Annotated in this window: 15 protein-coding genes; 14 read left to right on the top strand and 1 reads right to left on the bottom strand. The window is 61.4% G+C overall.

Annotation, left to right across the window (positions count from 1 at the left end):
• The first annotated feature begins 3 nt into the window (after positions 1-3).
• From HNP60_RS13310 to HNP60_RS13270, 12 genes are all read left to right on the top strand, one after another.
• Positions 4-954, top strand: coding sequence for a DUF8021 domain-containing protein (locus HNP60_RS13310; RefSeq protein WP_184154571.1), 951 nt, complete (start codon positions 4-6; stop codon positions 952-954).
• Positions 955-1,125: 171 nt separating this feature from the next.
• Positions 1,126-4,167, top strand: coding sequence for a TonB-dependent receptor (locus HNP60_RS13305; RefSeq protein ID WP_184154569.1), 3,042 nt, complete (start codon positions 1,126-1,128; stop codon positions 4,165-4,167).
• Between the two features lie 42 nt (positions 4,168-4,209).
• Positions 4,210-5,130: a DUF8021 domain-containing protein gene (locus HNP60_RS13300; protein WP_184154567.1), complete on the top strand. Its 921-nt coding sequence runs from the start codon at positions 4,210-4,212 to the stop codon at positions 5,128-5,130.
• Between the two features lie 413 nt (positions 5,131-5,543).
• Positions 5,544-5,816 (top strand): transposase, encoded by a 273-nt coding sequence (locus HNP60_RS20355; RefSeq protein ID WP_420825251.1) that lies wholly within the window; start codon positions 5,544-5,546, stop codon positions 5,814-5,816.
• On the top strand, positions 5,786-5,914 hold the full coding sequence (locus tag HNP60_RS20350; protein ID WP_420825255.1) for a hypothetical protein: 129 nt from the start codon (positions 5,786-5,788) through the stop codon (positions 5,912-5,914). The genes HNP60_RS20355 and HNP60_RS20350 overlap by 31 nt, the downstream gene beginning before the upstream one ends.
• Positions 5,890-6,090, top strand: a complete 201-nt coding sequence (locus HNP60_RS20345) for a transposase (protein ID WP_420825250.1) — start codon at positions 5,890-5,892, stop codon at positions 6,088-6,090. The genes HNP60_RS20350 and HNP60_RS20345 overlap by 25 nt, the downstream gene beginning before the upstream one ends.
• Positions 6,087-6,299, top strand: coding sequence for a transposase (locus HNP60_RS20340; protein ID WP_420825249.1), 213 nt, complete (start codon positions 6,087-6,089; stop codon positions 6,297-6,299). Before HNP60_RS20345 ends, HNP60_RS20340 begins: the two co-directional genes overlap by 4 nt.
• 780 nt (positions 6,300-7,079) lie before the next feature.
• Positions 7,080-8,768 carry a glycoside hydrolase family 3 protein gene (locus HNP60_RS13290; protein WP_184154565.1) on the top strand — a complete coding sequence of 563 codons (1,689 nt, stop codon included), beginning with the start codon at positions 7,080-7,082 and terminating at the stop codon, positions 8,766-8,768.
• A 109-nt stretch (positions 8,769-8,877) separates the two neighbouring features.
• Positions 8,878-9,813, top strand: coding sequence for a formylglycine-generating enzyme family protein (locus HNP60_RS13285; protein WP_184154563.1), 936 nt, complete (start codon positions 8,878-8,880; stop codon positions 9,811-9,813).
• A complete protein-coding gene (locus HNP60_RS13280) occupies positions 9,810-11,495 on the top strand; it encodes a sulfatase family protein (RefSeq protein ID WP_184154561.1) in 1,686 nt (561 codons plus the stop codon). Before HNP60_RS13285 ends, HNP60_RS13280 begins: the two co-directional genes overlap by 4 nt.
• A 30-nt stretch (positions 11,496-11,525) precedes the next feature.
• Positions 11,526-12,785 (top strand): MFS transporter, encoded by a 1,260-nt coding sequence (locus HNP60_RS13275; RefSeq protein WP_184154559.1) that lies wholly within the window; start codon positions 11,526-11,528, stop codon positions 12,783-12,785.
• A 269-nt stretch (positions 12,786-13,054) separates the two neighbouring features.
• Positions 13,055-15,340 (top strand): TonB-dependent receptor, encoded by a 2,286-nt coding sequence (locus HNP60_RS13270; protein WP_184154557.1) that lies wholly within the window; start codon positions 13,055-13,057, stop codon positions 15,338-15,340.
• A gap of 68 nt (positions 15,341-15,408) precedes the next feature.
• Here HNP60_RS13270 and HNP60_RS13265 read toward each other — a convergent pair whose 3' ends face one another.
• Positions 15,409-16,449, bottom strand: coding sequence for a LacI family DNA-binding transcriptional regulator (locus HNP60_RS13265; RefSeq protein WP_184154553.1), 1,041 nt, complete (start codon positions 16,447-16,449; stop codon positions 15,409-15,411).
• A 275-nt stretch (positions 16,450-16,724) separates the two neighbouring features.
• On the opposite strand from HNP60_RS13265, the gene HNP60_RS13260 reads away from it, so the two are divergent.
• Positions 16,725-18,632: a sulfatase-like hydrolase/transferase gene (locus HNP60_RS13260; protein ID WP_221414693.1), complete on the top strand. Its 1,908-nt coding sequence runs from the start codon at positions 16,725-16,727 to the stop codon at positions 18,630-18,632.
• A 2-nt stretch (positions 18,633-18,634) separates the two neighbouring features.
• Positions 18,635-20,107, top strand: a complete 1,473-nt coding sequence (locus HNP60_RS13255; protein ID WP_184154550.1) for a sulfatase-like hydrolase/transferase — start codon at positions 18,635-18,637, stop codon at positions 20,105-20,107.
• The last annotated feature ends 8 nt before the right edge of the window (positions 20,108-20,115 follow it).

Raw genomic sequence — 20,115 nt, 5'->3', positions numbered from 1 at the left:
CTATTGAAATTTCCATATCTGGCGGGGCTTGGCGCCGCGCTCGTTCTGCCACTTGGCTCGGCGCAGGCACAGCCCGTGTCCTGCGATCGAGCCTGCCTGCGCAGCACGCTCGATGCCTTCCTGGCGGCAGTGATCGCCAAGGACCCGGCGCGCGCGCCGTTGGCGATCGGCTTTCGCCAGACCCAAAATGCCAGGCTGACGCTGACCGACGCGGGCGTCTGGAAGACGCTCTCGTCGCTGGGGCCGCTGCAACGGCGCTATTTCGATGTGGTCACTGGCAATGCGGCCTTCTTCGGCATCGTGACGGACAATGGCACGCAGGCGGTCGCCTCGGTTCGCCTCCAGGTCAGGAACGGCAAGATCACCGAGGGCGAATGGCATATCGCGCATGAGGGCGATCCCGGCATCTACGGGAAGGGCAGCAAGGTGGTCTTCAATCTTGCAAGACTAGCCGCCGATCCGCCGCCCGAGCGCGTCGTCGCGCCTGACCAGCGCCTGCCGCGCGAGACGCTGGTGGCCGTCGTGAACAGCTATTTCGACGGCATCGTCGCGGAGAATGGACGTGCCGTCCTCGCGCATGGCGGCTGTACTCGCTACGAAAACGGCTTTCCCGCCTTTGGTGGGCCGCTGAAGCCCGGGCAGGAGCAGGATGGCTTCCAGGGCAAGCAGGATTGCACCTCCGGCTATCCGACGCTGGGGGGGCTGGTCGCGGCCCGGCGTTATCCGCTGATCGACGAGGAGGCGCAGGTGGTACTTGCCTCGGCGGTCTTCGTGCGCAAGGCGGGCGATCCGCGGCGCCGCAATCACTTCATGGAGGTGTTCGGGGTCGATGCCGGTCGCATCCGCAGCGTTCACGCGGCGATGTTTTACGCGCCGCCCGATCAACCGCTACCGAACTGGCCGCCCTATGACGGAAACTTCCCTCTGATCACCAATCCCAGCCCGACGAAATGAAGGTCTGCTGACGACCCGGCACGCCTGCGGAGCACCCCGTGTGCGCCATTTCCTGGTGGCGGCACTCATTCTTCGCTGCTGAATGCGAATGTCTTTCTACACAAAAGCGCCGCCCGTTTGTCTCAACAGGCAGGAATAAAAACGGGGGAGGATTTCATGACGCGGAATTTGATGGCGGCGTTTGCGACGGGCGTTTGCATCATGGCAATGGCCGTGCCCGCGCAGGCACAAGACCGGCAGTTCAACATTGCGGCGGGCAACCTTAAGACCGTGCTCGATGCGTTCAGCCGTCAGGCGGGAACACCGATCATCTATCAGGGCGGCGAGATGCAGGGCCTCCGTTCGAAGGGCTATCGCGGCAAGGCCTCCCCGCAAGAGGCGCTTGAGGCGCTCCTGCGCGGCACCGGCTTCGGCATGCGCGTGGACACCTCCGGAGCGTTGGCGGTGGCGCGCCTGGGAAACGGACAAGGAAATGAGGCCGGCCAGCCCGGAGGGACTCCGGAGGCCACCAGCGACCTCTTCGGGAACGGCTCCGGGGATCCCGTCGCGGGCGAGATCGTCGTCACCGGCACGCGCGTGGTCCGCGACGGCTATGATGCGCCGACCCCCACGACCGTGATCGGCAGCACACTCATCGATTCCAAGGCGCCAACGACAATCATCGATGCGCTGATCACGCTCCCGGTTTTCAAGAACAGCTCGACCGCCCAGACGGCGGGCGTCGGCCAGGCTGGCTCCTCCGGGCAGAGCTTCGCCAATCTGCGCGGCCTCGGCGCCAATCGGACGCTCGTGCTGCTCGACGGGCAACGCTTCGTGCCCAGTACCTCCATCGGCACGGTCGACATCGGCGTCATTCCGAGTGCACTGATCCAGCGCGTCGACGTGGTAACCGGTGGCGCCTCGGCCGCATATGGTTCCGATGCTGTGGCTGGCGTGGTGAACTTCGTTCTCGACAATCGCTTCACGGGCCTCAAGGGCGCGGCGGAGATCGGCATCTCGACCTATGGCGACAACCGCACCGTCCGCGCATCGCTCAGCGGCGGCTTCCGCTTCGCCGAGCGCGGCCATGTCCTGCTGAGCGGCGAATATGTGCGGGCCAATGGCGTGCCGATCAATGCGCGGCCGGACACCGAGTATCCGATCGCCCGATTGATTACCAATCCGGCGTGGACGCCGACCAACGGCCAGTTCCGCCGCCTGATCGTGCCCTATAATTACACGCGGACAGCCACGCTCGGCGGTGTCATCGTGGGCGGGCCGCTGGCCGGGCTCGAATTCGGGTCGGGCGGCACGACCTTCCAGCAGCCCGTCGGCACCTATGTGGGCACATCCAACCATGTCCTGCCCGGCCGGTTCGACGGCGAGGCCTGGGACCTGTCGGTCTCGCTCTCCGCATTGCCGCAGGAAAAGGCGACGGGCTATGGCCGCATCAGCTGGGACGTGACGGACGGCCTCACCGCCTATGCGACCGGCGTGATCGCGCGCAACAAGCCCGGCCCATTCTTCAGTTCCCCGGCCAATACGCTGATTACAGGCAATTTCGTCATTCAGCGCGACAATGCCTACCTTCCGCAGTCGGTGAAGACCCTGATGGAGACGCTTGGCCTGCAGACGATCAGCGTCGGGCGTTATTCCGAGGATTTCGGGGCGTCCCAGGTGAGCCGCACGAATGACACCTTCCGTGCCGTGATCGGACTTCAGGGCAATATCGGCGGCAGCTGGTATCTCGATGTCTATGGCGAATATGGCGAGAACAAGCAAAAGCTCCTGATCGAGAACAACTCGATCCGTGCCAATCTCGCCTTGGCTTCGGATGCGGTCGATGAGGGCCTGATCCTCACCGGCGTGGCCAGCGGCAAGATCGTTTGCCGTTCGACGATCACCAATCCGAATAATGGCTGCATTCCGCTCAACATCTTCGGGCCGACCGCAACGCGCTTCGCCCCGGTATCTCCAGCTGCTGCCGCCTATGTCTTCGGGACCTCCCGCGCCGATCTGACGGTGACGCAGAAGGTCGTCGCGGCGAGCCTCTCCGGTGAGCCCTTCTCGACCTGGGCCGGACCGGTGTCCGTCGTCGCCGGTGGCGAATATCGTGAGGAATCTGCTCGCCAGACGTCGGATTCCCTGTCTCAGGCCAATGCCTTCGGTCTCGGCAATCCCAAGCCATTATCTGGCAATCTCAATATGAAGGAGGTCTTCGCCGAGACCGTCGTGCCGCTCGCGAAGGACGTGCCTTTCTTGCGATCGCTCGATCTGAATGGGGCCATTCGCGTGACCGACTATAGCACCAGCGGATCGATCACGACCTGGAAGGTGGGTGCCAACTGGGAACCGGTCGACGGGATACGCTTCCGCGCGACCCGATCGCGCGATATCCGTGCGCCCAATATCGTCGAGTTGTTTACCTCGCCCGTGCTATCGACGGCCGGCGTGATCGATCCCGTCACCAACACTTCGCCGACATTCCAGACCTATTCGCTCGGTAATCCGAACCTGCGTCCGGAGCGTGCGGACACCACCGCCGCCGGCGTGGTGGTGCGTCCTCCGTTCTTTCGGGGGCTCGAATTCTCGGTCGATTACTACAAGATCAACATCATCAGCGCGATTTCGACCCTGTCGCTACAGGACATCGTCAATCGCTGCGTTGCCGGCAACCAGAACCTCTGCGCACTCATCACGCGGACCAATGGCGCGATCACCCGGATCGACAATCCCTATCTCAATCTGCAATCGCTGAAGACCGATGGCCTCGACATCGAAGTGAGCTATCATATTCCGGTCGGCGCCGGCACAGCCTCGGCGCGGTTCCTCGCCAACCGGACCTTCTCCTACAAGGTCAGCGATGGCGTGACCGCGGTCGAGCGCGCGGGCGATATCTCGAATGCGCAGCCCAAATGGACCGGCAACGCCACGCTCGGTTTCCAGATGAGCCCGTTCAACGTCTTTGCGGACATCAGCTATATTGGCGGCGGCAAGTATGACAACACGTTCGTCCTGCCGACCGACATCAACGACAACAGCATCTCGTCACGCACCTATGTCGGCCTTCAGGCCAGCCTCGATGCCGGGGAGGGCAAGCACAAGCGCGAGATCTTCTTCAACGTGTCGAACCTCTTCAACGAGCGCCCGCCAGCCGTCTTCGTGTTTTCGGGCGGACCGAATTACGAACGTGTCGGCCGCTCGTTCCGGGTGGGCTTCCGCTTCGTCATGTGAACGCCCGAACCAATAAAGGATGAATCAGGAGGGGATAAAGCAATGCGGATTGGACATCATGTGATGCTCGGCTTCAGCGCGGTGGCGTTTGCATGGGCGAGCCTGTTGCCGGCGGCGGCGGCGGCGCGGCCCGCGGATGCGCAGTCCATCGATGCCTGTGACAGGGCCTGCCTGACCGGCCTGCTCACTAGCTATGTCGATGCGCTGGCGGCGGGCGATCCCTCGAAGCTGCCGCTGGCGCCGCGCGCGCGATTCACCGAAGATTCTCAGGATATGAAGCCCGGCGAAGGCCTGTGGAAATCGGTGACCGGCAAGGGGGGCTTCCGGCAGGACTATATCGATCTGCGCAAGCAGGTCGCTGCCGCCCATGTCGAAATGCGGGAGGGGAAGAATCCCGTTCTCCTCTCGGTGGTGCTGCATGTCGAGGGCGGCCGCATTGCCGGCGTTGAGACGCTCGTCCAACGCTTCACGCCCAATTCGCGCTTTCAGCCCAAGGTGCTCGGCAGCCCGATCAAAGGCATGAACGATCCCGTGCCGGCGAGCGGAAAGCAGTCTCGGCAATCGATGATCGAGACTGCGCTGACCTATACTGAAGGTCTGAGAGTCGGCAATTTCACGGACGCCGACACGCCGTTCGCAGCCGAGACCTATCGGGTCGAAAATGGGGTTGTCACAGCCGGTGAAGGTTGCGGACGGGCCGATTGCGGCCTCTATGCACAGAACATCTTCGTCCATCCCGCCATTCTCGCAAGCGTAGCGGCCGTTGACGAAGAACAGGGTATCGTACTCCTTTGGATGAATTTCGGCGACACCGGGTCTTATGAGCCGGGCAATGCGCTGATCACCTTCGAAGCCTTCAAGGTCTGGGGCGGCAAGATCCATTCGATCAATGCATTCCTGACCACCCGCCCGCAGGCACTCGGACGGTCCTGGCCATCATTGGACCCGGTACGTAGGCCGTGAAGCACGGGCAAGCTTCGCCGTCATACCAGGCGCTCGGCAACTCTGAATGGCGCCCTGGAGCCACCCTCCGTTCATCAGTCTGCCGGGCGTCGCTACAGAGTAACCTTCGGACATACTTGCCGCGCCCCGAGCTCCGCAGCACGGCGCGCAACGAATGGTCGTTTTCTTTCCGGAAACCTCGCGCCAAATGCCAGAGCGACGAAGAGCAGCGCAAACGCAAAAAGCGCTCGGGCGCATTGGCGATGCAGCCTCTGCCCGGCGTGCCCATGCGAACTCCGGAAGGGCTGACAGAGCGTTGCCGTCTTGATCTTGAGCCCATAACCGCGCAGGCGCTAGGTTGTGTGGACTCTTGGGATTCTCATTTGTGTTGAAGTCTGATTCAAGGCTGTCTTTTGGAGGCAGCGTTGGGTGTGATGGATCGATTGGTACTGAGCGATGGGGCTTGGGAGCGGATGGCGCCGTTGATCATCGGTCGTCCTGATCAGAAGGGGTCGACGGGGCGGAACAACCGGATGTTTGTTGAAGCGGTGCTCTGGATCGTTCGGACGAGCTCGCCCTGGCGTGATTTTCCCGAGTTTTCGGGGACTGGAACAGCGTGTTCCGGTGCTTCAGTCGCTGGAGCGCGAAAGGCGTGTGGTGGCGAATATTCGAGGCGATGTCCGATGATCCGGACTTTGAGTATCTGATTGTCGATTCCACCGTGGTTCGCGCCCACCAACATGCGGCGGGGGCCAAAAAGGGGGGCTTGAAGATCAAGCCATTGGTCGTTCCCGCGGCGGCCTGAGCACCAAGATCCACCTTGCGGTTCGCGGCCTGGGCTGTCCCGTACGGTTCGCTCTCACCGCCGGTCATCGTGGCGATGTGCCACACGCCGCGCCGCTAATCGATGACATGCCCGCCCAGGTCGTCATGGCCGACACTGCCTATGATGCCGACCACATTCCGTCAGCTCATCGCTGAAAAAAGGCGCTGTCGCCGTCATCCCGAACAACCCGTCGCGCACTCGGAAATACCCGCTTGACAAGCATCTCTACGCCCAGCGACATCTCGTCGAATGCTGCTTCAGCAAGCTCAAACAGTTCCGCCGTGTCGCCACCCGCTTCAAGAAAACCGCCAGGAACTACCTCGCCGTCGTCGCTCTCGCTGCTACCGTTCTATGGCTCCGATAACTGTCCACACAACCTAGTGTTCATCAAGATAGAAGCCCGACCACCCACGTCCCCACGCTCGATCCGCCATCGCTCGCCTGGATCTCGCAATTGCATCATTTGACTCTAACAGAAGAGACGATATGTAGCGCTACATCAAGATGATGGCATGGAGGCATGCGCCATGGCAGGCCGTGAAGGCTTGGGCCGGGGAGGTTGAGGGATGGCTTTCAGTGTAAATGGCAACGGGCCTTTCCTCACTGACGCTGGTACCGGGAAGCGCGGCGGCTCGGCGAGCTGTCTAAGCCTTAATCCTAATGCCCTGATACCGAAATCAACCATCACCCGTCGTGCCGCACGGCCAGTATTTCGAAAGAGAGACCACCTGGGCCAGCCCGGGACGCAGTTCGCCGAGAGCTGCCAGAACGCCGATGTTTCCGCCCTCGTCGCCATGCGTGCCTCAGATCGTCGTAGTTATACGCGCAACGAACCTGGTAAGTATGTTGATCTGTCCAGTGACGCATCGATCAAGCGCGAGCTGGTCACGGGCGTTCGCTGTGCGATCGACGCACGCGACACCATCTTGGCTACGCGCAACTCAAGGACGGCGCCTGCAAATGTCGCGCCGAGCGTCAGCTGCCCCTTCAACGATGACCTTTTGCATGGGCGCCGAGCTATGACCCGCGGCGCCCTAGTTCCCGGTGCCTGCCTCTCCTCTCTCCAGGCAGGCACCGGACATCCAACGGCCGGCAAGCTTTGGGGGCAACCCTCAGAGGGGCCCTCAACGAATTTTCGGGTATTATGAACATCAATCGCGCCTCATCAAACGATCCCCTGTCCCTTTCGCCTCAAGACCGCATTTGGGTGGAGCGAACGCGCGACGGTTTGAGCGTCGAGCAGAAGGTCGCGCAGCTCTTCATTCTTTCGTCCCGGCAGGACACGCTGGAAGAGGTGGACTGGCTGGCCGGCTTTGCACCAGGCGGTGTTCACCGCTTCCCGACCCACGACCTCGAAGCCGCCTGGTCGGCAACGCGGGCGCAACTCGATCGTTCGGACGTGCCGCTGATCCTTTCGGGGGATATCGAGGGCGGGATGCTGAGCGCACCCTTCGCGACGCAGATCCCGAACCAGATGGGCATTGCTGCCTGTAATGACCTCGATCTAACGGAACGACTTGCCCATATTGTTGGGAAAGAGAGCCGGGCGCTTGGGTATAACTGGTCGTTCACCCCGGTTGTCGACATTAATCACGCTTTCCGTAACGCCGTGGTCGGCACGCGGTCTTACGGGGCCGGCCCGGACCGGATCATCAGTCATGCCTCGACCTATATCCGGACCTTGCAGTCGGAAGGTCTGGCAGCCTGCGCAAAGCACTGGCCGGGTGACGGGATCGACGATCGCGATCAGCATCTGAGCACGTCGGTAAATTCCCTGTCCATGGACGCGTGGGAGCAAAGCTTCGGCCGCATCTTCCGCGCGATGATCGGTGCCGGGGTGATGACGATCATGTCAGGGCACATTGCTTTGCCGGCATTTGCTCGGGCGCGTTTTCCAGACCTCGGGCGGGACGCTTTTGCGCCTGCCGCCGTTTCGCGCTTGCTCAATCAGGATCTTCTTCGCGACGAACTCGGCTTTCGCGGCGTCATCGTCTCCGACGCGACGGTGATGGGCGGGCTGACCAGCTGGATGGACCGCGAGGCGGCCGTTCCAGCGGTGATCGAGAATGGATGCGATGTGTTCCTGTTCAGCCGGGAGCCTCGCGAGGATATGGACCGCATGCTCAGAGGCTTGCGGGAAGGACGGCTCTCGGAGCAGCGGCTCGAGGAGGCGGTCACGCGCATGCTTTCCCTGAAGGCCGCGCTTGGTCTCCACCGCGCAATGCCGGAAGATCGTTTGCCGCCGCTCGACGCGTTGAGGGCGAAGCTTGCCGACGACGATCATCGCGAAACCGCCAAGCAGGCTGCTGGCAAAAGTATTACTCTCGTGAAGGACAGCCAGGCTCTCCTTCCACTGGACGCCCAGCGCCACCGACGCATCGTCGTGATCGCCGACGAAGGCTGGAATTTCGTGTCCGGTGCTGCACCCCGGAGCTTCGACCCGCTGCTCGGGGCGATGAAAGCGAACGGGCACGAGGTCCGCTTTTACGACCCGGAAAGCCTGCCGACCCGCGAGGATTGCGACCTGCTTCTCTATCTTGTCGGTCAGGAGGCGACCCCGGCGATCAGTCACATCTACCTTGACTTCACCAGGCTGCATGGCGGATCGCGCCTCGCCATGGTCCAGTTCAATCGCGAAATTCCGACGCTTCTGGTGTCGTTTGGACAGCCTTATTATCTCTACGACGTGCCGAATATGTCGACCTGCATCAATGCGTACAGTGCACTGCCCGTCGTTCAGGAAGAGCTGGCCCTGCGCCTCTTCGGCCGGCAGTCATTCACAGGCGACAGTCCCGTCGATCCCTTCTGCGGCATGGAGCAGTTGCGGTGGTAATCGGGAACGGCTCTCCACGCCCCGCCTGCATCGGTCCGCGACCTGTGGCAGCTTCCCCAGCGATCGGCGCCCACAGATGAGGGATGCCAGCACCCCGTCCACCGAAAACATGCGGCACATTCCCGGTGGCGTCTTTGCCATGGGATCAGAGCGCTTCTATCCGGAGGAACGACCCGTTCGACAGGTGCGCGTCGACAGCTTCTGGACCGACGAAACGCCGGTCACCAACCGGGCCTTCGCAGAATTCGTGAAGGCGACGGGGCACCGGACCCTGGCGGAGATCGCGCCCGATCCTGCCGATTATCCGGGCATGCCGGCCGAGTTCGCTCAGCCGGGCTCATTGTTGTTCATGCCAACGAGTGGGCCAGTCGATCTTCGGGATTTCCGCGAATGGTGGCAGTTCAGCTTCGGTACGGATTGGCGACATCCGCACGGACCGGACAGCTCGCTCGACGGCCTGTGGGATCATCCCGTCGTTCACATCGCCTATAAGGACGCGCAGGCTTATGCCGATTGGGCCGGCAAGGCCTTGCCGACGGAAGCGGAGTGGGAATACGCAGCACGCGGCGGGCTTGCGGGCATGGAATATGCCTGGGGCGAGGAGCTGGCTCCGGAGGGAAGTGTCCTGGCCAATTACTGGCAGGGTCAGTTTCCGTACCAGAATCTCATGGCAGACGGTTATCTGCGCACGTCTCCGGTGGGTGCCTATCCACCCAATGATTACGGCCTTTTCGATATGATCGGCAACGTCTGGGAATGGACGGCCGATTGGTACGCCTTGCCCAAGGCCGGGCAGAAACCTGCCGGTGCCTGTTGCGTGCCATCCAATCCCCGCGGAGGCACGGAGCGGGAGAGCCTCGATCCCTGTGCACCGCATGTCCCGATCGGCCGCAAGGTCCTCAAGGGCGGCTCACATCTTTGTGCGCCCAATTATTGCCAGCGCTACCGACCGGCAGCGCGGCATCCGCAGCCGGTGGACAGTTCGACCAGCCATATCGGCTTTCGTTGCATCATCAGGGACAACAAGGAGGACATGCCCTCATGACCCGCTCCCGCTCCCACATTGCCCTGCGCGCCGCCGCTTTCTCGGCCTGTATCCTGCTGACCACGGCCGCGTGGGCCGGTCAGACCACATCGACCGCCGACGCGGGTGGCTCCCTGCAGACGGATGCTCACGACAGGAAGCCGATGAACATCGTCTTCGTGCTGGTCGATGACCTCCGCTACGATGCGATGGGTTTTCTCAAGCCTGGCCTCAACACGCCCAATATCGACCGGCTTGCAAAGGAAGGGGTGTACTTCCCGAACGCCGTTGTGACCTCCTCGCTCTGTTCGCCGAGCCGGGCAACGATCCTGACCGGCCAGAGCACGCGCAATCACGGCGTGGTCGACAATCATGATTCATCTGAGGAACATCTGACCTTTTTCCCAGCCTATCTCCAGCAGGCGGGATATCAGACCGGCTTCTTCGGCAAGTGGCACATGGGGGCGGATACTGACGCGCCACGGCCCGGATTCAATCGCTGGGTCAGCTTCAAGGGGCAGGGGACCTACTTCCCCACGGACCTGCTGTCGCCTGAGCGGATCGCCGCTGGCGAGCGCCAGATGCTGAATGTGGACGGCAAGCCTGTTCAGCAGAAGGGATACATCACCGACGAGCTCACCGACTATGCGATGAACTGGCTGGAGAAGGGGAGGGACCGGAGCAAGCCATTCTTCCTCTATCTCAGCCATAAGGCGGTCCATTCCGACCCGGTGCCGCCCGCGCGCTACAAGAACCAATATGCTGACCTGAAGATCGAACTGCCGGCGACCATGCCGAATACGCCGGAAAACAATGCCGGCAAGCCGATGTGGGTCCGCAATCAGCGCAACAGCTGGCATGGCGCGGATTTCCCCTATCACACCGATCGTTCCATGGTGGAGCAGGTGCGCGATTACTACCGCACGCTGAGCCCGGTGGATGAAAGCCTGGGTCGGATCATGGCCTATCTGAAGAAGAACGGCCTCGAAAAGAACACGATGGTCGTCTTCTATTCGGACAATGGCTTTCTGATCGGCGAGCACGGCCTGATCGACAAGCGCAATGCCTATGAGCCTTCGGTTCGGGTGCCGATGATCGTCTGGGCGCCTGGCACCCTGCCCAAGGGCGTGACCAACCCCGCCGTGGTGCGTAATCTCGATCTGGCGCCGACGTTCCTCGATGTCGCGCAGCTTGGCAAGCCAGCCCAGATGGAAGGCAAAAGCTTACTGCCACTGGCAGAAGGTAAGATCGATGAGAAGGCCTGGGGTGCTGGAGACTTCGTCTACGAATATTACTGGGAGTGGAGCTTCCCGCAGACCCCCACGACCTTCGCCATCCAGCGCAATCGGGTTAAGTACATTCAGTATCACGGCGTATGGGACCTTGAGGAACTGTATGACCTCAAGGCCGATCCCGATGAACGGCATAACCTCATCAACGATCCAGCTTGGCTCGATATCAAGATCACCCTTCGCAAGGCGCTTTTCGAGCAGCTTGCAAATAATCAGGGTCAGCACGTGGTTCCCTTCTCGGAAAAGACCAGCACGGGTCTCGTCAGCCGCAAGATCGGCGGCTCCCGAGCCGCTGATTTTCCCGACGACTGGTACATCGAGCCGAACCTGCCATCCAAGATGAACGGCCTGTTCCCCGACAGCGCGGCGAAGGCCAAAGCCGATGCCGAAAAGCGGTCGTACCGGCCTTAAAGCCCCCCGGGGCGCCTTTCGGAGACTAAGATGACGACAGGACTCGATGCGCCTGCGGAAGACGTCCGCCACGTCTCGGGCGGCTTCATCGCGGTGTATGTGCTCGCCCAGTTCGGTATCTGGGTGGCCCTGCTTACGCCGGTTGTTCTGACCATCGCCCTGCGGGTGGGCGAGATCGCGACCGAGGCCGAGAAGGGGCAGTGGCTGGGCATTATCCTCGCGACGGGCGCTTTTGTGGCACTCCTTGCCGCTCCTGTTTGCGGTGCACTTTCGGACCGAACCCGAAGCCGCTTTGGACGTCGGCGGCCATGGTTGGTGGGCGGCCTGGCTGTAAGTGCGGTCGGCCTCACCATATTAGGAACCGCGCCCAACCTGCTTTTGCTTGGGTTGGGCTGGATGATCTGCCAGGCCGGTTTCAATGCCATGCAGGCCGCCTGCCTGCCGATTCTGCCGGATGTCGTTCCATTCCGTTTGCAGGGCCGAGTCGCAGGCATGCTCGGCATGACCTCCACCGCGGCAACTTTCGCCGGAAGCTGGATCACCCAGTTTACGCAGACTTCCACGTTGCTGATGTTCCTCGCCCCTTTCGGCGTCACCGTGTTTGGTGTCCTGGCTCTCGTTCTGATCCTGCCTGACCGGGCATCGTCTGCAGAGAACGGCCATCGGGCTGATCTCGCAGCAATACCGCGCGCGCTGATCAAGCCTTTTCTCGATCGGGATTTCAGCTGGGCCTTCGTCAGCCGCTTCCTCATCATGATGGCATGGTCGTTCCTGCTGACCTATCAGCTGTTTTTTCTCACCGATCAGCTTTCGCTCGAACGGGCCGACGCCACACAGGTCATGGTGCGGTCGATGGCGATTATCGCCGTAGCGACCATCAGCGTTTCAATCGTCGGTGGGTTTATCTCGGACTGGTCAGGGCGTCGCAAGCCGTTCGTCGCTCTGGCCGCTGTCATTGAAGCGACAGGTTTCCTGCTCGTCGCCCTGGCGCCTTCGGTGCCGCAATTCCTTGTCGGCGTTGCGGTCGCCGGGCTGGGGAAGGGTCTCTACTTCGCTGTGGATCTTGCCCTGCTTGCGGCCATCCTTCCGAACAAGGAAGAGCGTGCCAAGGACATGGGTGTTTTCCAGATCGCAAATTCGCTGCCCCAGTCGTTGGCGCCGGCCCTGGCACCAATCATTCTCGTTTTGGGCAGTGCGGACGGCGAGAATTACGCCGCCGTCTTCATCGCTGGCACCCTCTTCGCCCTGCTTGGCGCCTTGGCGATCGCACCCATCAGGCGATCGCGATGAAAAGATAAGTCGCGCACGGCTTTTCGCGCGACCGGACCTGCGCTCGATCCACTGATCACCCGCCGGCCGAATTTCCCCGGGGTAGGGGAGAGCGCGGTTGCGGTCGCTCGGCGCAGTGACAAGCGTCAATGGCACCGCCTGCTGCGCGAGAAACAGGGGGCGTCCAAAGCGCTGCGGAGGTGATCGCGCCCAGGTTGACGCCGTGCAGAGCGAACGATATGTAGCGCTAAATTTTGTAAATACCCGTGATGAATAAGGGGAGGAGTTTCATGATCCGCCATTTTAGAATCCTCGCGCTGTGCAGTATCAGTGCTCTCGCTACCGCCCTGCCGCATGCCGCGATGGCACAGGCCGGTCAGGAAGCTGCGGCTCCCCAAGAAGAGGCAGCCGCCGAGGTTGGCGACATCGTCGTTACCGCAACGTTGCGTGAGCAGACCCTCCAGCAGGTTCCGGTCGCCGTGTCCGTCGTGAGCGGTGAGCAGCTGGATGCGATTGGCGCGTCGTCCATGGAAGCAGTCGCCAACGCTTCTCCGTCCCTGACGTTCACCAAGGGCAGCAATCAGTCCAACAGCTCGCTTAGCATCCGCGGCATCGGGACGACTGTGTTTTCCGCGGCAACTGAACCGGCCGTCTCGGTGATTGTGGACGATGTGCCGATGGCCCGATCCGGTCAGGGCTTCCAGGATCTGATCGATGTCCAGCGGGTTGAAGTTCTGCGTGGTCCACAATCCACGCTTTTCGGAAAGAACGCATCCGCCGGCCTTGTGTCGGTTACGACCAAAGCGCCGGGTCGCACGCTTACGGGCGATTTCGATGCGATGTACGCAGAAGGCGGCGAGTTGCAGCTCCGCGGCTCAATCTCCGGTCCGATCAATGACGTACTGGGTTTCAGTCTCAGCGGCTTCTTCAAGGATTATGACGGTTTCGTGGACAACGTTTCCGGCATCGGCGACAGCAAGCTCTCAGGTTACCATGTCTGGGGAACGCGAGGGAAATTGCGCTTCGAGCCCACGAACGATCTCGAAGTCACCATTATCGGCGACTATAGCAAGGGCAGCGACACGACCGTTCCGACGCTGCGCGAGCTTGGAACAGCGGCTTATGCCAATGCCGTGGCGCCCGTCGTCCCGTCTGCCGAAAACCGGCAGGTCAACCTGAATGCCGACAATACCAACGACAGCGAGCAGTGGGGTATTTCCGCACGCATCAAGGCCCGTCTCAACGACAATTTCGAGCTGGTCTCGATCAGCGCGATCAGGAAGTGGGATTTCACTGGTCGCGGCGACACCGACTACACCTCGCTGACGACACCTGTTGCAGGTGTCAGCCTGTGGGACATCAACAGCGGCACCACCTCTCTGCAGCAGTTGACGCAGGAAGTTCGCCTGGTTTCCGGTGATCTGGGCGGCTTCGATCTGCTTGTGGGCGCTTTCGCGTCCAAGGTGGACATCGACACGACGTTTGAGCGTCGCCAGGTCTTTGTGGCGGGGCCCCGCAGCGGGCAGTTCTCCGGAAGCACATCCAGTTCGAATGTGGCGGCGTTCATCGGCACGAACATCGATCTGACGGCGAACACCCAACTTTTCGGCGGTCTACGCCTGCTGCACGAGACGCTCGAGTGGAGCGCAGATCGCGATCCCGCCGACATACTCGTTCCCGGTGATTTGCCGCTGACCGGCGCGACGGGTACGGCCGCCAGTTTCTCGAACTCCACGAGCGATACGGCGGTGGTCGGGAAGATCGGCATTCGTCAAAGCCTGACGGACCTCGGCAATGTCTATGCCAGTTACGCACGCGGCTACAAAGGCAAGGGCTTCAACCTGATCTTTGCTACCCAACCGACCGACCAGCCTGTGAATCCCGAGCTGTCTGACGCCTTCGAGGTAGGGGCGAAAATTCAGACACTGGACCGCAAGCTCTCGCTCAATGCCGCGTTGTTCTACACCAAGTATCGGGGTTATCAGTCCCAAGCGCGCCTGCCCGGCGATATCTCGTTCTACCTGCTGAACGCAGGCACCGTTTCGACGCGTGGCATCGAACTCGAAGCCACCCTTAGGCCCACCCGGCTTCTCGACATTTCGCTGGGCGGAACCTGGACGGACGCGCGTATCGACGAGTTCCCGATCGGCCCCTGCCATGTGGGCCAGACGGCAGCGCAAGGTTGCGTGGGCGGATCTCAGGACCTGAGCGGTGGCGCACTGCCCAATGCCCCGGATTTCCGCGGCACATTCTACGTGCGTCAGACCGTGCCCTTTGGCGACAGCGCACCTTTCGATGGTTTCATTCAGTCGAACGTGGTGTACCAGACCAAGGTGCAATACAGTCTCGATCAGGATCCCAAGACGATCCAGGATGGTTATGCCGTCGTAAACGGGGCCGTGGGCCTGGAAAGCAAGGACGGCACCTATTCGGTGTCGGTGTTCGTGAGGAACCTGTTCGACAAGAACTTCACGGGCAACCTCTTCAACTCCACCTTCAATGGTGGCCGGGTGTACCAGCAGGTCCTGCGTGACGCCGAGCGTTACTGGGGCGTGCGCGCAGCCGTGCACTTCTGATGCGCTGAGGGGCTGGGCTTCCCTGGAAATCTATCGAAAGGCGGTGAAGCGATTCACCGCCTTTCTTGTCAGTCCTGTAAAGGACGTTCGGACACCGACGCCCGCTGAATGATCTCATGGGGTATATAGATCACGTCGTTGGTATATTGCTCCGGGTTGCGGATCATCTGAATGAGCCGCTCGGTCGCCTGTTCGGCAATGCGCGCCAGTGGCTGGCGTACGGTCGTCAGAGCTGGCCAGATTTTCACCGCAATCGGTGTGTCGTCAAAGCCGACAATCGAGATATCCTCCGGGACGTGCAGTCCGCAACGATGCATCACGTTGACGAAGGCTGCGGCGATGTCATCACTGCCGGCCAGGATGGCGGTTGGCCGTTCTTCCATCTTGCAAACCATATCCGCCAGGGCGAGACCGGCCTCATAAATCGGACGGGCTTCCCAGATGAACCGCTCTTCCAGCACTTCCCCGTGCTCGGCGAGGGCCCGCTGAACGCCGGCCAGGCGCGTCTGCCCCACCATGGCTCCGGGAAGTTTCACAAAGCCGATCCGGCGGTGCCCTTTCTCCAGCAGCAGGTGTGTGACTTCATAAGCGGCCACCTCATCGTCGATCCGCACGGCAGGAATGTCAGACAGGTTCGTTCCGGGCGCGAGGCCGATCATGGGGATGCTGAGCTTCGCCGAGATGCCGCTGAAGCTGACCAGCTCACAAAGCGGAGGAGGGAGCAGGAGGCCGTCGATTTCGCTCACCGCAAAGGCTGCCACATCGTCGAGAGGTTTTGTCTCGTCATAACTGCGAATGATGAGCTGAAAGCCGAAGCGTGCGGACGCCTTCAGCGCGCCGACCAACATGGCGCCGAGAAGGGCGTTCTCCACGTCACGATAAAGTAGGCCGATCCTGATAGAGCCTGCGCTGGCTAGCGCACGTGCTGCCACATTGGGGCGATAGTTCAGCTTGTCCATGGCTTCGAGGACTGCCCGTCGCCTCTCAGGCAACACGCTTGGCTTGTTGTTGAGGACGTTGGAAACCGTCATCGTCGAGACGCCGGCGAGGTTGGCCACCTCCGCCATCGTCACGACATTCTTGCTTCGGCGACGGGGGCGTTTGGTCATGGCAAATCCCTATGCGGTTTGAGCACTGATTGACAAGGGCGCATAGAGACGTATGATTTAGCGGTAAATCATGTATTTGAATTGCGAAGACATGGGTCGATGACGGGAGAGGGGGCAGCCGCGATGATCACTGCAAATCAAGCGGTAGGTGAGAAGCCGCTCGTCTCGGCGCGCTTCCCGTGTGTCCATGTTTACTGGGCGCAGCAGAAGCCAGTTCTCGATTTTACTCCTTCCCGATCGGGAGTGGCCGCCAAACTCCTGATGGCAGGCAACATTTGACGGGCGGAGGGCACTCTACGCGACGACAGATCGTCGCTGGCATCGCTGCCCTTGCAACAGCAGCGGGGGCGCGGTCGGCCGTCCGTGCCCCGAAGGGGGACCTGCCGAACATCCTGTGGATCGTCAGCGAGGATAATAACCCGTTCATCGGCGCTTATGGCGATCCTCTGGCCCACACGCCGGCAATCGACAGGCTGGCGAACGAGGGCATTCTGTACCGGAATGTCTACTCCAATGCCCCGGTCTGCGCGCCCTCTCGCTTTGGTATTTTGACGGGAGTCTATCCTGAAAGTTGCGGCCCGGCGCATCACATGCGGGCCCGCGCCCACCTGCCGGGCTTTATCCGAACCTACCCGGAACTGATGCGCGACGCAGGCTACTTCTGCTCCAACAACGCCAAAACCGATTACAATTGCGATGTCGAATCGGACACGATCTGGAGCGCTCAGGGAGCGCAAGCGCACTGGCGTGACCGGCCGGAAGGCGCTCCATTCATGTCGGTCTTCAACATGATGACCACGCATGAGTCTCGGCTTTTCAACCCGGTGGCCGGCCGCGTCACCCCGTCCGATATCCGCGTCCCCACGCATTTGCCGGACACGTCCGAAATCCGGCAGGATTATGCCACTTACTATAATCTCATGGAGCAGATGGACGCCCAGGTCGGGAGGCTGCTCGATGCGCTGGAGGCGGATGGCCTCGCGGACGACACGATCGTCTTTTACTATTCTGACAATGGCGGCTCGCTCCCTCGTTCCAAGCGCTATTGCTATGATGAGGGATTGCGCTGCGCACTGGTGGTGCGCGTACCGCCCAAATTTGCCCATCTGTCGCCGCATCGTTCCGCAACAGTGGTCGACACGGCGGTCAGCTTCATCGACCTTGCGCCGACCGTGCTTTCCCTGGCGGGCCAGCGTGCGCCTGCGACGATGCAGGGAAGCGCGTTTCTTGGGAAGCGCCGCGTGCCTTCGAAGAGCTTTGCCTTCGGCATGCGGAATCGGATGGACGAGCGCTACGACTTCGTCCGTACCGTGACGGAGGGCCGGTACAGGTACATACGGAACTACGCGCCGCATCGGCCTTGCGGTCAGCATCAAGCCTTCGCATGGCTCGCCAAAGGCTATCAGTCCTATGAGCGGGCGTTTCTGGTGGGCCAATGCAGCAGCAAGCAAAGGCGCTTTTTCGAACCCCGTCCTGCTGAAGAATTCTACGATCTGAAGAACGACCCTGATCAGGTTGAGAATCTGGCTGCCCGTTCCGAATACAAGAACCGTATGAGGGGCATGAGCCGGGCGCTCGATGCCCACATGCTCGCTATTCATGACAATGGCTTCATCCCGGAAGGCATGTCCGTCGAAGGCTATGAAGCCAGCCGTGTCGCGGGTGCCTATCCGCTCAAGAACATCATGGCGCTGGCAGCCGATGCGGCGCAAGGCGACCCGGCAAATGCCGATCGCTTTGGCAAGCTCCTTTCCCATCCGGATGCCGTAATGCGCTACTGGGCCGCGACTGGCCTTCTCATCATCGGGTCGACCGCTACGCCGGCAGCAGCGCTGGTTCAGTCTGCCATGGCGGCGGATCCGTGCCCCCAGGTTCGCATCGCGGCGGCCGAGGCAGCAACGCATCTCGGCTTTGGAGAAGAGGGCGTCCGGACGCTTGCAGGTCTTCTGGATGCGAGCCAGTCCGACGCGGTGCGGCTCCAGGCCATCAATGGACTCACCTTCTGCGCGCCGGTTCTGGCCAGGCAGGTGCTCTCGCAAATTTCCGCTGCAAAAAGTGATCCTTATCTGTTTGTTCGTAGCTGCGCCCTCTATCTCGAGGCCAAACTGACGGATCGCTACCAACCGTCCATGCCGATCTTCGAACTCGATCGACTGGGCAAACAATCCAACATCGAAGGCTGATCATGAAGACCCTGATGAAACTGATGGCCGCCGCCAGCGTCTTCGGGATTGCGGGTTGCACAGGTGCTCCGGTCCCACCCGTCGCACCGGCGAGCAAAGTGCAAGCTCAGCAGGAGAAGAAGACGCCGAATGTGATCGTCATCCTCGTGGACGACCTCCCATGGACGGACGTCTCCATCAATAAGGCGGGCACCATCAACACGCCCAATATAGACAGCATCGGCGAGCAGGGGGTGACGTTCTCCGCGGGTTATGTTGCCGCTTCCGTTTGCGCCGTATCACGCGCGGCGCTTTTGACGGGACGAACCCCGGCGCGCTACGGCTTCATGTACAACATCAATGATCGCGGCAATCTGGATGCAGGCGCAGGTCTTCCTACCAACGTGCCGACGATCGCGGAGCGTCTAAAGCCGATGGGCTATCGGACGGCTGTTTTCGGCAAATGGCATCAGGGTGCGGAACCGCAATTCTATCCAACCCGCCGGGGCTTCGACGAGTTCTTCGGTTTTCTGGCTGGTGAAACAATTTATGCCGAGCCGGATACGCCCGGGCTCGTCACCACACCGACCAAAGCCGATCGCTATGAGCCAACCAAGCGGGAGGGCGGCGGCCGCCTCTTCGAGGGGCCGGACATGCAGATTGTGGAGCAGCCCAACCAGTATCTGACGGAAACGATCACAGAACGCACCGTCGACTTCATTCGGCGCAGTGCAGCATCGGGCGAGCCCTTCTTCGGCTACGTGGCCTACAACGCCCCGCATTGGCCGCTGCAGGTGCCCAAGGTCTATTATGACAATCGCACTGAAATCGCCGATCCCGTCCGGCGCACCTATGTGGCGATGATCGACGCGCTCGACGCTGGCGTGGGGCAGATCCTCAAGGCGTTAAGCGACGCAGGCGTGCGCGACGATACGATCGTGATTTTCCTGTCGGACAATGGTTGCCCCGTGCAGTTCGGCTACTGCCCGGAATATCACCCGTGGGGCGCCGGCAAATTCACCTATCTTGAGGGAGGAACCCGTGTCCCCTTCCTCTTGTCGTGGCCCAACGGCCTCAAGCAGCGAGGCAGGGTCGACGCGCCCGTCAGCGCGCTCGACATTCTGCCCACCATTCTCAAGGCGGCTGCGCCCAGGCAGGCGGTCCCGCAGGAGCTGGAAGGGCTCGACCTCCTTGCGACCGTCGCGCGACCCATGGGCCCCGAGCGAACCTTGATGTGGAGTCAGCGGCCTGTGCGGGCCATTCGGGAGGGTCGTTTCAAGCTCTGGCATTCCGACGACTGGGCACAGACGCGGCTGTACGACATCGAAGCCGACCCTTGGGAAGTGAACGATCTCTCGTCCGCCATGCCGGATCGCGTCCGGGCGATGAAGGAGAAGGTCGATCGATTTGACGCCTCCTTGCCGGAGGCCATGTGGCCGCTCAAATCCACGCGGGAGATGGTGATCGGCGGCCGGAAGACAGAGTTCGTTTATTAAGGATGGCC

It is taken from the genome of Sphingobium lignivorans (genome assembly GCF_014203955.1).
Lineage (GTDB): Bacteria > Pseudomonadota > Alphaproteobacteria > Sphingomonadales > Sphingomonadaceae > Sphingobium > Sphingobium lignivorans.
This window is presented reverse-complemented; position numbering and strand designations above follow the sequence as displayed.

Excerpts from the sequence above, each read along its gene's own strand:
- HNP60_RS20350 (WP_420825255.1), top strand. The coding sequence starts at position 5,786 with ATGTCCGATGATCCGGACTTTGAGTATCTGATTGTCGATTCCACCGTG.
- HNP60_RS13270 (WP_184154557.1), top strand. The coding sequence starts at position 13,055 with ATGATCCGCCATTTTAGAATCCTCGCGCTGTGCAGTATCAGTGCTCTC.
- HNP60_RS20355 (WP_420825251.1), top strand. The coding sequence starts at position 5,544 with ATGGATCGATTGGTACTGAGCGATGGGGCTTGGGAGCGGATGGCGCCG.
- HNP60_RS13265 (WP_184154553.1), bottom strand. The coding sequence starts at position 16,449 with ATGACCAAACGCCCCCGTCGCCGAAGCAAGAATGTCGTGACGATGGCG.
- HNP60_RS13285 (WP_184154563.1), top strand. The coding sequence starts at position 8,878 with ATGCGGCACATTCCCGGTGGCGTCTTTGCCATGGGATCAGAGCGCTTC.
- HNP60_RS13275 (WP_184154559.1), top strand. The coding sequence starts at position 11,526 with ATGACGACAGGACTCGATGCGCCTGCGGAAGACGTCCGCCACGTCTCG.
- HNP60_RS13255 (WP_184154550.1), top strand. The coding sequence starts at position 18,635 with ATGAAGACCCTGATGAAACTGATGGCCGCCGCCAGCGTCTTCGGGATT.
- HNP60_RS13290 (WP_184154565.1), top strand. The coding sequence starts at position 7,080 with ATGAACATCAATCGCGCCTCATCAAACGATCCCCTGTCCCTTTCGCCT.
- HNP60_RS13300 (WP_184154567.1), top strand. The coding sequence starts at position 4,210 with ATGCGGATTGGACATCATGTGATGCTCGGCTTCAGCGCGGTGGCGTTT.
- HNP60_RS13280 (WP_184154561.1), top strand. The coding sequence starts at position 9,810 with ATGACCCGCTCCCGCTCCCACATTGCCCTGCGCGCCGCCGCTTTCTCG.
- HNP60_RS13305 (WP_184154569.1), top strand. The coding sequence starts at position 1,126 with ATGGCGGCGTTTGCGACGGGCGTTTGCATCATGGCAATGGCCGTGCCC.